Here is a 12575-nt window from a genome sequence, read left to right on the forward strand (position 1 = left end):
TAATGCATGAATCAAAACAAAAAAACCACAGAAAAACTGTGGTTTGGAAATTATTTCGTACCGAAAATACGGTCTCCAGCATCACCAAGACCTGGAACAATATAGCCATCGTCATTGAGTTTTTCATCCAATGCCGCTAAGAAAATATCAACATCTGGATGTGCTTTTTTGATAAGCTCTACCCCTTCAGGTGCACCAACAAGACAAACAAGTTTAATTGTCTTTGCCCCATGTTTTTTAACGATTTCAATCGCTGCATCTGCACTACCACCTGTTGCTAACATTGGGTCTAAAACCAAGACTTCAGATTCTGCTAGATTTTCAGGGAATTTTGCGAAATATTCATGTGGCATCAGTGTTTCTTCATCACGATATACACCAACATGTCCTACTTTTGCTGTTGGAATTAAATTTTGAATTCCATCAACCATACCAAGGCCTGCACGTAAAATCGGAACTAAAACAACATCACGTTTCATTTCAAATGTATCATATTCTCCACATGGTGTGTGAATTGTAATTGGATCTAATTTGAGATCACGTGTGATTTCATAGGCCATTAGACCTGCTATTTCATCGAGATTTTGACGGAAATCCTTTGTTTTTGTTGATTCCATTCTCATTTGTGTAAGTTTATGTGTAATTAATGGGTGATTTAATACTGTAATCATATTCTTTCTCCTCTCACCGGGTATTGACGTGTTAATGTTTTTACTTCATTACTAATTCGTGCCAAGATTTCTTCGTCTTCATAGTGCGTCAATGCTTCATGAATCCAATAAGCAATCTTTTTAAACTCTTCCTCTTTAAAGCCGCGACTTGTCATTGCAGGAGATCCTAGACGGATTCCACTGGTGACTGCTGGTCTTTCCGAATCAAAAGGAATTGCATTTTTGTTTATGGTAATACCTACTTTATCAAGGACTTTTTCCGCATGTGCCCCCGTCATTCCTATGCTGTTTTTCACATCCACAAGAATTAAATGGTTATCGGTTCCACCACTTACCAAACGGTATCCTAAATCCGCAAACGCATCTGCAAGTGTTTGTGCATTCAAGATAACTTGTTTTTGATATGTTTTGAAATTTGGTTGCAACGCTTCATAGAAGCACACAGCCTTTCCTGCAATCACATGCATTAAAGGTCCCCCTTGCATTCCAGGGAATACGGATCGATCCAGTTTACGAGCATATTTTTCTTTACAGAGAATTGCTCCCCCACGCGGACCGCGCAGTGTTTTATGCGTTGTTGTTGTTACAAAGTCTGCATAAGGAACGGGACTTTGATGAAGTCCTGAAGCTACAAGACCAGCAATATGAGCCATATCTACCATAAGATAAGCGCCAACCTCATCCGCAATTTCTTTAAAACGTTTGAAGTCAATTTCGCGAGAATATGCACTTGCTCCTGCCACGATTAATTTAGGTTGAACTTCTAAGGCTCTTTTCAATACATAGTCATAATCAATCATTTCAGTGTGTTTATCAACACCATATCCGAAGAATGTGTAATTAATTCCTGAGAAGTTTAATTGGTGTCCATGAGTAAGATGACCACCCGAATTTAAATCCATCCCTAAAACTACATCACCATGTTCTAATACAGTCATATACACGGCCATATTCGCTTGAGAGCCACTATGCGGTTGAACATTCGCGTGCTCTGCACCATAAATTTCTTTAAGACGGTCAATCGCTAAATTTTCAATAACATCCACATACTCACAACCGCCATAATAGCGTTTTCCAGGATACCCTTCCGCATATTTATTCGTTAGAATGCTTCCGGTAACTTCCAGTACTTGATCTGAAACATAATTTTCTGAAGCAATTAACTCAATGTGATCAAGTTGACGTTGCTCTTCTAATTCAATGGCTTCAAATACTTTTGTATCTCTCATTCACGGCCCTCCTTGGTCTCTAAATCAGATATCTTACAAATACGACGACCATGACGTGCATCTTCACTGTATGGTGTCTCAATCCATGTCTTAAGAATTGCGACATTGGTTTCATAAGGCGTTGTACGGCCTCCCAATGCGAGCATATTTGAATCATTGTGCTCACGTGTAAGTTGAGCAACTTCCGTACTTGTCACAAGCGCACATCGAATCCCTTTTACCTTATTCGCCACGATTGAAACCCCAACACCGGTTCCACAAACAACAACACCTCGATCATACAAACCTTCTGCTACTGCTTTTGCAGCAGGATACGCAAAATCAGGATAGTCCTGGGATTCCTCGGAGTAAACCCCGAAATCCTTAACTTCATGACCCATTTCTTCTAAAACTAAACGGAGTCCCTCTTTTGTTTCAAACCCTCCGTGGTCCGCTGCTATAGCGATTTTCATAATCCTACCTCCTTATTGATTTCTTCTAATGTAATAACACCTTGTCGTAAACACTTAATTTCATCCCCTGTAATATCAAACACACTGGATGAAACCCCTCCGACACACTCTCCCAAAACCACACCTTCAATACGGCCATCAAGTTGATCAATAACCATGTCCGATGAAATTGCAGTATCAAACCCAGAACGATTTGCGGATGGAAGCCAAATTGGATAGCCTACTTTATTAATAATGTCTTGAACCCATACATCATCTGCCATACGAATACCAATTGTGCGTTGATCGCCTAAGAAAGGGAACACACCATCTTTGATATTAAAAATAAATGTCACAGCACCTGGCATAAAGGTTTTCATGAGGTGACGATCACGGTCTGTTAATTCCGCAACGCACTCAATTTGATCAAGGGAACCAACCATCAATGGGAATGGTTTATTCTCAGGACGTTCCTTCGCATCCTTTAGCTTTTGATACAAAGCACCATCGGCACTGCTTGCAGCCAAGCCATATACTGTATCCGTCATAATCGCGACAAGCCCACCCTCTTGAATCATTTGTGCAATATCATCACTTTGATCTTTATTAAATCGTTTTGTATCCATATCGTTTCCTCTACTCTCTACGTCTATTTTATCATACACATCCCCAAAAAAAAGATACTAATCTTCGTGATTAATACCCTTGTAGACAAAGACCATACGATCAAGGCCATTGATGTCTTGACGAAGCACAATCTTAGCGTCACTAAAAAATTCTTGAGCTAAAGAAACAACGGCTTCTCCAATATCAAAACCAATCTCAAAAGCCATCACTGCTTTATCGTTTAAAACAAGATGTGCCTTTTCAAACACTTTGCGATAGAAAAACAAACCATCCTCACCACCAAATAAGGCAACATGAGGTTCATTATTTAATACCGATGTTTGAATATGTTCTGTATTTTTAATATAAGGTGGATTACATGCTAGAACATCAAGTTTAATATTTTTCTCGATTAATGGTTCTAACATATCTCCTTGCATAAATTCCATATCTGCTTGGTTGTAATCCGCATTATGGCGTGCTACTTCCAATGCTTCTTCACTAATATCCGAAGCATATACTTTTAAGTTTAATTCTTTCGCTAAAGCAATGCCGATAGCACCACTACCACAAGCAACATCCGCAATTACGGGTGTATCAAAATGTGCATCAATATCCGATAAAAGATGACCCACAAGCTCTTCAGTTTCTGAACGCGGTATAAGAACTCCCTCATTCACAAACATTTTATAGCCGTAGAACCATTCATAGCCCAAGACATACCCTAAAGGCTCGTCTGTAGTTAATTGATTGATCTTATTTCGATATTCGTCAGAGAAAACAGCATCAACCGTTTCATTGTAAATAGCAAACATATCCAAGTCTTGATCTCGTAAAAGTTCAAGCATCAAAACACGAGCGAAGCCCGTATAGATATTTGCTTTGTCGAGAATCGCTGTTCCCTCATTAACTAAATCTTTATAAGTCATTAAGCACCTTGTTCAAGGATTTCTTTTTGTTCTTGCTCAAGAAGAGCATTAACAATTTCATCCAACTTACCTTCCATAATAATATCTAATTTTTGTAATGTTAATCCAATTCGGTGATCACTCACACGATTTTGTGGATAGTTGTATGTACGTATTTTTTCAGAACGGTCTCCAGTACCAACTTTCGACTGACGTTCGCCATGGCGTTCTGCTTGTACACGACGTTGGTGTTCTTCATAAACACGAGCACGAATTAAGCGCATTGCTTTATCTTTATTATCGTGTTGTGAACGACCATCTTGACACTTCACTGCAATCCCTGTAGGTTTGTGAACAATACGGACTGCAGAGTCCGTTTTATTAACGTGTTGTCCACCGGCACCGGATGATCGCATTGTATCGATTTCAAGATCGTTTGGATCAATATCAATTTCTTCATCCTCAACATCCGCTAAAACGAGTACGGTTGCAGTTGAAGTATGAATTCGACCTTGTGTTTCTGTTTTTGGCACACGTTGAACACGATGTGCTCCCGATTCAAATTTAAAGTGACGGAATGGTTCCGCACCTTTAACAACGAATGAAATTAAAGAATATCCACCCGCTTCAGCATCCATTGCTTCAATTAATTCATATTTGTATCCAAGACTTTCTGCATATCGGGTGTACATACGGTATAAGTCACCTGCGAAGATATTTCCTTCATCGCCACCCGCTGCTCCACGAATTTCCACAATTGCATCAAAGGAATCTGATGGGTCTTTAGGAACCAACAGAACTTCGAGTTCTTCGATAATTTTTACCATTTTTTCAGAATATTCCGCAGATTCCATCGCTGCAAGTTCTTGCAACTCAGGCTCATCGACCACAAGCATTTCTTGTGCTTGCGTGAAAAAGTCTTCTGCTTCTAAGAATTGTCGGTATGCATGCAAGACTTGTTGCATGGACGATTGCTCTTTACCTAATTTTGCCATCATTTTACGATCCGACAACACTTCTGAAGACATCATCATTTCAGTGATTTCTTCATCACGTGCTTGGATCTTTTCAAGACGGTCTCTCATTGTTTGTTCCATCATTATTTATCACCTTCGCTATATCCATTAATTTGAGGTTTGTCCAAAACAATATGGTCGTGTCGGCAACGTGCTTCATACGCTTCACTCGCACCAATCATCACAACGGGGTCATGATAGGATGCTGGTTTTCCATTTACTAAGCGTTGTGTACGTGTCGCGGGTGCGCCACATTCTGTACAAACCGCCGTTAGTTTTGTTACAAACTCTGCAGTAGTCATTAATTTAGGAATTACGCCAAAAGGTTCACCACGAAAATCCATGTCAAGACCCGCAACCATCACACGTTTGCCTTCTAAAGCAAGATGGTCACACACCTTAACAATTTCTTCATCAAAGAATTGAACTTCATCAATCGCAACAACATCCGTTTCTTTCGTAACGTATTTTAAGATGTCTGTCGCATTATCAACTACAACACTCTGCACGCTAGTTCCCGCATGCGAAACGACCTTACTGTCACTGTAGCGATTATCCACAGCTGGCTTAAAAACAATAATGTTTTTATGTGCAAATTTTAAAACATTAATACGACGAATTAGCTCTTCAGTCTTTCCAGCGAACATGCAGCCTGTAATGACTTCGATATAACCCTCTTGATATTGATGATACATCATATTCTTTCACCTCATCATTATTATTCTATCGTATTTTAACAAAATTAATACACAAAGTCCTAAAAATAACACTATATTTTTACATTTCATAATTTACTCATAAAAAAGAGCGTTGTCGCCAACACTCTTTTCATTGTTTATAAGGTTGAACCTTATTTTATACCATATTTCTTATTGAACTTGTCAATACGTCCAGCTGCATTAGCAAAACGTTGTTTACCTGTATAGAAAGGATGGCAGTTTGAGCAAGTATCTACACGTAGATCTGTTGCTGTTGAACCAACTTCAATTTCAGTATTACAAGATGAACAAACAATTTTAGTTTGGTGGTATTCTGGATGAATTCCTTTTTTCATATGTACATGTCTCCTTCCGCCTAAAGTTTTTTCACTTTAGATAAGTGCTAAGTTATAATATCATATCCGATAGTAAAGCGCAATAAAAATTGCTTATGCATATCATGAAATTTTAAGACACCCCAGTTTGCTTTGAATTCAAATTGAAATGAATGCCTTTTTAAGCCTTATTTGCGCCTTTAGCCGACTTAAAATGAGCGCTTAGTTTTTGTGTGCTTTAATGATGTTTTCAATGATAATGCCAATTAAAAGTCCGAAACTTGGTCCCACAACCATTGAGTAGGTAGATAGGTGGTTCGTCAGAACTCCGACCGTCGTTCCAATTAAGAGTCCGAATCCAATACCATAACCGTTTTCTTTCATGAGACCCCTTTCCGATATTTTACGAAGCATTTCCCCTGGGCATCCTCAATAAGTGTCATGGGAATTCGTTTGTAAAATTCTATGAGTTTTGGATTATTATCGGTTACCAAGACCGTTTGTCGAACGTCGGGATACAAAGATAATAATGTCAACAGAAGTGTTTGCCCAATTCCCTGACGTTGGTATTCATTCAGAATAAGCAAATCCTGAACATAGAGAATGGTCTCGCCATCACCGACAGCACGGATAAGTCCTACAAGTTGGTTCTTATCCCACGCCGTAAGCGTGATCATTGAATTTTCAATCGCTCGCATGAGTTTTTCCGGATTGTTTGTATAGGTATACCAACCCGCATCTTTATACAGCTTCAAAACATCGTTCAATTCAAGTTTGATATCCTGTTGATACGTAATCATAAAGGATCACCACCTTTATGATTATTGTATGCTTTATGAATCGATTACACAACTGGATGCATTGTTTCATTGGTTTTACTTTGTTCGATTTCTTAGTTCTTTGTATTTCAACGTAAAATCAAGCGTGCCCACGGCAACAAGCAGCGACACTGTAATCAGATAGGCCAACTCGAGACGATGCGTTAAAAATAAAAAGATACTAATCCCAAATAAACACAGAAGAAACACACCTAAAAATCGCACTTCTTTTGAAAGAACTGGCGTTTCAAAATGACTTAAGGACTCTCGATTATATTTATACACACCCACCCCAGACATGATGATAGCAATATCGAGAAGATATGTCGTTATAAAAAAGAAGTTACCGGTCCTTGAAAAAACAAGCCACCCTAAGCCGATAGCAATGATGATATAGATTGGTGCATAAAGGGAAAGACTCTCTTTAATTTTTTTCATGTTAACACCCCTTTTGTTTGTTCAATCAAGCCTCAGTTGGATCTTGACGCTTGTACTTCATTATTAAGTAGAAAGGCACTGCAATAAGCAAGCCTGCAAGCCCCCAAAGCAGTTGTTCCATGGTTGCTTGTGATAACATCCAAAAACTTACGGTAATCGCAAAAAGCGGAATAACTGGACCTAAGGGCATTTTAAAGTCAAATTCCGTAGGCTGATTGCGTTTGCGAAAGACCAAAACAGATAAACATGTAGGTATATATTGTGCAAATCGCGAAACAACACTGATTGCAGCAAGCGTTGCGAAACTCCCTGAGAGTGCAATCGGAATTGCAACACCAACTGAAATTAAGATGGCATATGTGGGTGTATTACGTTTACTTCGTTTACTGATAAATGAAGGAAGTAATCCGTCATCCGCAAGTGCAACACCGCATCGTGGTGTAACAAATGAATTCGCAATATTTATACCACCTATAGAAACAAGCGTACCCGCTGCGACCAGTGCAGATCCAAAAGGACCTAATATCATCCCCATTGCAGTCTGAATCGGTGTTGGAATGTTCGCAAGTTCTGGTCCTAGAATTCCGATTGATACCAGCTGTATGAAAAAATAGAAAAACGAAACAACAATCATCACTATCACCGTTGCCTTCGGTAAATCCTTCTGCGGATTTTCCATATCCTCTGCAGCAACCGAAATGTTTTCGAATCCGGTAAATGCATAAAATAACAGCAATGCTGTTTTTCCAAAATTACCGGTTGATTCGATTTGTACCGGGTGGAAATTACCCGGTTGAATAAAAAAGATTCCAATCGCAATAAACATGAGCATGGGCACCAGTTTTGAAACCGTCACGACATTATTTAGAATCTTAGATACATTAACCCCTATCACATTCACAATCCCGAGTCCCACTAAAATACAAACGACCACACAATTTTGTATCATTGGGTCTTGAGCTGCTGGAATAATTTGTCCAAGCGCTGTTGCGAACGCTACGGCCATGGTGGCCCAAGCAATGATACAAATGGCCCACTTAATAAAACCAACTTCAAAGCCGATAAAGTCACCAAATGCTTCCTTCGCATAAACGTAGGGACCACCGTTTTTATTGAAATACGTTGCCGCCTCCGCAAAACACAATCCGATACTCATCACAACAAACATATTGAAAATAAAAACACCTAAACTTGCTGTTCCCATGAGTGCCATTGCTTTATTCGGTAAAAGAAAAATACCTGAACCAATAATAGCGTTAATGCCTAATAAAATGATGCTCAATAAACCGAGTTTTTTCTTCATGTCTACCATCCTAACTGAAAATTGAATTTATACCTAATGATAAACGAAATCAGATAAAATGGGTATCATTTTCTAAAAAATTGTATTAACGGTTTATGGAACGGGACATAATGGTTGTCGTGTGGCGGATACCACGAATCGCAACCGAGAGCGCAAAAATATTTTCCACCAATGCAAGTCCACCATAACCGGCATCACCAATATGTTGAATGTCTGCACCAGCAATCTTATTGCGAATTGCAATATTCTCAATAACTGATTTACTTGATCCTTCTTGACTTGTTCCTATAGCTGTAAGGACAAGACCCTTGTTATTATGAACTACTTTAATTGCACTTATAAGTTCTTCATCTGTAAATCCCGGAACCGTTCCTACTGCTGGCATCAAGATAACATCCGCCCCCGCATCACAAAACGATTTTAGCGTTGCTTCATTAGGAACAACCGATTCATCAACGCCTGCACCATGCATTTTCCCCGCAATAATCATTCCACTAAAGTGCGTACGTGCACTTTGAATCGCTTTCTCAATTTCACGATTTGTAACACCCGTTCCAGGATTTCCAGTAAGACATATAAAATCAAAACCAAGATTTTCAGCTGCTTTCAGTGTCTTCTCAGAACACATTCGGCCCTCGGCAATAACGCCTTGCGACTCTAACATTGCTGCTTTAAAATCCACCGGTTCAAGATTCACACCAATGGGACGTCCTACCAGCTTTTTAAGCTTTCGTATGGTTTCATGCGGTTCACAATCACCAAGCCCCTCTATGAATGGTTTGAGTGTATCAAAGCCATTGAGAAGAATTAAATCTGCACCAAATGCCTTTGCAACTTCTGCGTTGGTAATGCCCCCTTGGACTGAGCCAAAAACAACATTTTCAGAACAAATTGTCCGACCTTCTGCTGCCTTAATGGCATTCTTTAAGGTTGTACCATCCATCGTCAGAAAATCACTCGCATTGCAATCTAAAATACGTTTACTCATTATAACTCCCCCTTTTGTTTATCATTTTTTATGAACGACAAAACTTACGTTGAATCACACGAACCACCAATCGATAAATGACTTCTGTCATAACAATTGCAATCGCAATCGTTACTGACAATGTAAAGGTTCGAACGAGTAATTCAATACCCAATATATAATCAGCACCAATAAATGCCTTTACAGTTTGATAGGCCATAATCCCTGGAACTAATGTGAAAATTGCAGGAATATTAAAAACAGTTGTTGGCATTTTCAAGTACTTCGCAAACTGCATGGATAACATGGATACCGTTGCGGCACCGATAAATATTGCTAATGTCGTATCAAATCCATGTTGTATCAAACTCCAATTCACAATCCATCCCATCATGCCCGTGATGCCACAAAAAACCAACGCACGCTTTGGTACGTCAATAATAATGCCAAATCCAAGTGCTGCTGCAAATGCACTCACAAGCTGTATCACAATTGTCATCATAGAAATACACCTGCCATTACTTGAAGTGACGCCATGATACCTGAACCGATCATAATCGCAATAAACAATGCCTCAACCATAAATACGGTTCCCGATATTGTATTGCCTACAAGAAAATCACGAATCGAATTCATGATAGGAATGCCAGGAACCATCAACATAATGCTTCCAATAATAACCGTCTCAAAATCTATAATAAGGCCCTTTCTTTGTAAACAAATCGTCAAAACACCAATACTAAACGAGGCAATGAATTCCGCAATAAACTTAACATTTAACTTTTTAGAAGCATAATAATGAATTCCAAAGCCAATCATTCCGAGAAGCATTGTAATTGGAAAATCAAAAAGAGACCCTTCAAAAATCAACATCATAAACGCACTCACGAATGCTGCCGCAACATATTTCATCCATACCGGATATTGCATTGCATCACTATTTATTTCTTTCAAACTCATATAGAGCTCATAAACATCAATTTCATTGGCACTAAAGAGACGTGATAATTGGTTTACATCTGCTAACTTCGCTAAATTACTTCGACGCTTTTGAATTCGCTTCATTTTAATTTGTTCACCATCTGAAGTCGTTACAAAGATACCCGTAGGTAAAACAAAACTAACCCCAGCACCTTCACCTTGCTTAGACTCCAAAATGCGATTCATTGTATCTTCTACACGATGCATCTCCGCACCGTTTTCCATCATAAGTTTTCCGGCTAAAATACAAGCATCTAATAATAATTCATACTCGGTCTTTTCCATTTCATTCCCTTTCATTCTTCTTAAACTAACTTTATTATACCTTAAACATCCACGCGATAGCGGTTTATTTACCGAGAAAATGCAAGTCAGAAATAAATTACAAAAACACTACCTTGTATAATAAGGTACTGTGTGATATATTGTATTAACGAGGTGAGATTATGAACACTCAATTTAAAAAAGGCGTCTTAGAGCTCTGCGTTCTATCACTGCTATCTCAAAAAGAATATTATGGATATGAATTAATCAGTAAGATTTCTGAGACCATCGAAATTACTGAAGGAACGATTTATCCACTTTTGAAACGTCTTAAGGATGATGGATATGTTTCCACAAAATTGGTGGAATCAACCCAAGGCCCATCGCGGAAATATTATGAACTAACCGATCGAGGGAAAACTTATACCATAGCACGCATCGACGAATGGTTCGTATTTACCGGCCATGTAAATGAATTATTGGGAGGAGAAAACCATGACTAAAAATGAATATTTATACATACTGAGAAAAAATCTACAAATTCTACCACAAAACGAGATTGATGATATTATTCAAGATGTCCACGAGCACTTTGAATTTGGACTTGCCGAAGGAAAAACAGAAGCTGAGATTTCACGAACACTGGGTGATCCAATTGAGATGGCACGTCAGTATACTGGTGGCAGAATCTATGAAGAACCACATCATTATGAACCTAAAAGCGATTCCTCGGAGCGTGTATTGACAATTCTAGTTAAAATCATTATTGCATTTTTCTTGATTGGTCCTGTCTTAGCGGCCTATGCGATTCTATTTGGATTCTTTATTTCAGGAATTGTCTTAGCATTTGTGTCCATTCCCCTCCTTTTTGGAGGCATTTTACCAATGATTACCATCCCTACATTCGGCCTTCTAGCCCTCACATCACTTGGTCTTTTGCTCCTTGGCGTCGGAACCACATGGCTTACAATTTATGGTTTTAAAGGTCTAAACTATCTCGTTAAGAAATTCTTTCAATTTAATTTAGGAGGTAATGCATAAATGAAAAGCGTTCGTAAAATTTGGATTCCGATTGTAATGGTAATCTGCGGTTGTGTCTGCTTAAGTTTCGCAATCGGAATCCCACTCAAGAATGTACTCAATGACTCAACGACCATTTTAAATCCTAATGACTTTGAAGACGTTACGCATACATTTAAGGAGGATGTTTCAGCGATTCGAATTGAAACAGGAATTATCAATACATTAACAGTTAAATATGTTGAAAAACCAGAAATCACAGTTAAAGGATTTGGAAACCTAGAGCAATATCGTGCTGAAATCAATCATAAAACACTGACGGTAGGAACCATTCCGACCACATGTCACTTTGGAAAATGTAATATCTCAAATTTTGATTCCCTAGAAATTGAAATCCCTGTTTCCTATATGGGTACGATACATTTTGAAACCATTAAATCCAATATTATTTTGGAAGGGTTGGGCGATGATGCGGTACGTCCCATTTCAATCGATGGTATGAATTCAAACATTACCGCACATAATTTAATCGCTGACTATAAAATCGATAGTATGAATACCAAAATAACAATCAATGATGGTGGAGGGTCAATTCGCCTTAATGGATTAAGTACATCGGCTTACATCAACTCAATTATTGGTAATTTAGATATTGAATCGGATGCGATGTCCGCTTATACAGAATTCCCTCATGGCACCTCTGGATCGTATTCCATTACAATGAATGGGATGAGTAATTCATACTCCAATCCTCATGATAGCCAAAAACAAAGTACACTCGGTACCTTACAACATCATTTCCGACATGGTATGGAAGGCTTTTCCATAACCTATGAATCTAATGGACTCAGCAATACACTTGTTGTGAAATAAAAACAACCAGTTCCTAA

General features: G+C 38.6%; 18 protein-coding genes. 3 read left to right on the forward strand and 15 right to left on the reverse strand.

Going from position 1 to position 12575, the window contains the following annotated elements; all coding sequences use genetic code 11:
* Positions 1-50: 50 nt before the first annotated feature.
* The 15 genes from upp to AAG186_RS08370 all read right to left on the reverse strand — a co-directional run bounded on the left by upp (position 51) and on the right by AAG186_RS08370 (position 10686).
* Complete coding sequence (upp, locus tag AAG186_RS08300; protein ID WP_125163969.1) at positions 51-671, reverse strand: uracil phosphoribosyltransferase; 621 nt, start codon at positions 669-671, stop codon at positions 51-53.
* The gene (gene glyA, locus AAG186_RS08305) at positions 668-1900 is read right to left on the reverse strand and encodes a serine hydroxymethyltransferase (RefSeq protein ID WP_200548951.1); all 1233 of its coding nucleotides are present in this window, start codon (positions 1898-1900) and stop codon (positions 668-670) included. Before glyA ends, upp begins: the two co-directional genes overlap by 4 nt.
* Complete coding sequence (rpiB, locus tag AAG186_RS08310; protein WP_125163967.1) at positions 1897-2352, reverse strand: ribose 5-phosphate isomerase B; 456 nt, start codon at positions 2350-2352, stop codon at positions 1897-1899. Before rpiB ends, glyA begins: the two co-directional genes overlap by 4 nt.
* Positions 2349-2957 (reverse strand): L-threonylcarbamoyladenylate synthase, encoded by a 609-nt coding sequence (locus AAG186_RS08315; RefSeq protein WP_125163966.1) that lies wholly within the window; start codon positions 2955-2957, stop codon positions 2349-2351. Before AAG186_RS08315 ends, rpiB begins: the two co-directional genes overlap by 4 nt.
* Before the next feature lie 57 nt (positions 2958-3014).
* On the reverse strand, positions 3015-3866 hold the full coding sequence (gene prmC / locus AAG186_RS08320) for a peptide chain release factor N(5)-glutamine methyltransferase (RefSeq protein WP_125163965.1): 852 nt from the start codon (positions 3864-3866) through the stop codon (positions 3015-3017).
* Positions 3866-4945 carry a peptide chain release factor 1 gene (prfA, locus tag AAG186_RS08325; RefSeq protein WP_342621638.1) on the reverse strand — a complete coding sequence of 360 codons (1080 nt, stop codon included), beginning with the start codon at positions 4943-4945 and terminating at the stop codon, positions 3866-3868. Before prfA ends, prmC begins: the two co-directional genes overlap by 1 nt.
* Positions 4945-5556, reverse strand: a complete 612-nt coding sequence (locus AAG186_RS08330) for a thymidine kinase (protein WP_164503768.1) — start codon at positions 5554-5556, stop codon at positions 4945-4947. Before AAG186_RS08330 ends, prfA begins: the two co-directional genes overlap by 1 nt.
* A 155-nt stretch (positions 5557-5711) precedes the next feature.
* Positions 5712-5915, reverse strand: a complete 204-nt coding sequence (gene rpmE, locus AAG186_RS08335; protein ID WP_018580309.1) for a 50S ribosomal protein L31 — start codon at positions 5913-5915, stop codon at positions 5712-5714.
* 201 nt (positions 5916-6116) lie between these two features.
* Positions 6117-6278 (reverse strand): hypothetical protein, encoded by a 162-nt coding sequence (locus tag AAG186_RS08340; RefSeq protein WP_342621639.1) that lies wholly within the window; start codon positions 6276-6278, stop codon positions 6117-6119.
* Positions 6275-6694 (reverse strand): GNAT family N-acetyltransferase, encoded by a 420-nt coding sequence (locus tag AAG186_RS08345; protein ID WP_331836612.1) that lies wholly within the window; start codon positions 6692-6694, stop codon positions 6275-6277. The genes AAG186_RS08340 and AAG186_RS08345 overlap by 4 nt, the downstream gene beginning before the upstream one ends.
* A 75-nt stretch (positions 6695-6769) precedes the next feature.
* Complete coding sequence (locus AAG186_RS08350) at positions 6770-7150, reverse strand: hypothetical protein (RefSeq protein ID WP_161636828.1); 381 nt, start codon at positions 7148-7150, stop codon at positions 6770-6772.
* A 25-nt stretch (positions 7151-7175) separates the two neighbouring features.
* Complete coding sequence (locus AAG186_RS08355) at positions 7176-8453, reverse strand: APC family permease (protein WP_342621640.1); 1278 nt, start codon at positions 8451-8453, stop codon at positions 7176-7178.
* Positions 8454-8538: 85 nt separating this feature from the next.
* Entirely contained in the window at positions 8539-9441 is a 903-nt protein-coding gene (locus AAG186_RS08360; protein WP_331836611.1) for a haloacid dehalogenase-like hydrolase, read from the reverse strand.
* 28 nt (positions 9442-9469) lie between these two features.
* Positions 9470-9922 carry a threonine/serine exporter family protein gene (locus tag AAG186_RS08365; RefSeq protein ID WP_125163957.1) on the reverse strand — a complete coding sequence of 151 codons (453 nt, stop codon included), beginning with the start codon at positions 9920-9922 and terminating at the stop codon, positions 9470-9472.
* Positions 9919-10686, reverse strand: coding sequence for a threonine/serine exporter family protein (locus AAG186_RS08370; RefSeq protein WP_200549007.1), 768 nt, complete (start codon positions 10684-10686; stop codon positions 9919-9921). Before AAG186_RS08370 ends, AAG186_RS08365 begins: the two co-directional genes overlap by 4 nt.
* A 161-nt stretch (positions 10687-10847) precedes the next feature.
* On the opposite strand from AAG186_RS08370, the gene AAG186_RS08375 reads away from it, so the two are divergent.
* The 3 genes from AAG186_RS08375 to AAG186_RS08385 are packed head-to-tail and all read left to right on the forward strand — an operon-like array spanning position 10848 to position 12558.
* Positions 10848-11168, forward strand: coding sequence for a PadR family transcriptional regulator (locus AAG186_RS08375; protein WP_125163955.1), 321 nt, complete (start codon positions 10848-10850; stop codon positions 11166-11168).
* Positions 11161-11706 carry a DUF1700 domain-containing protein gene (locus AAG186_RS08380; protein WP_161636832.1) on the forward strand — a complete coding sequence of 182 codons (546 nt, stop codon included), beginning with the start codon at positions 11161-11163 and terminating at the stop codon, positions 11704-11706. Before AAG186_RS08375 ends, AAG186_RS08380 begins: the two co-directional genes overlap by 8 nt.
* On the forward strand, positions 11707-12558 hold the full coding sequence (locus tag AAG186_RS08385) for a hypothetical protein (RefSeq protein WP_161636833.1): 852 nt from the start codon (positions 11707-11709) through the stop codon (positions 12556-12558).
* Positions 12559-12575 lie beyond the last annotated feature (17 nt).

Source organism: Erysipelothrix sp. P66 (genome assembly GCF_038682365.1).
GTDB classification, from domain to species: Bacteria; Bacillota_I; Bacilli_A; order Erysipelotrichales; family Erysipelotrichaceae; genus Erysipelothrix; species Erysipelothrix piscisicarius.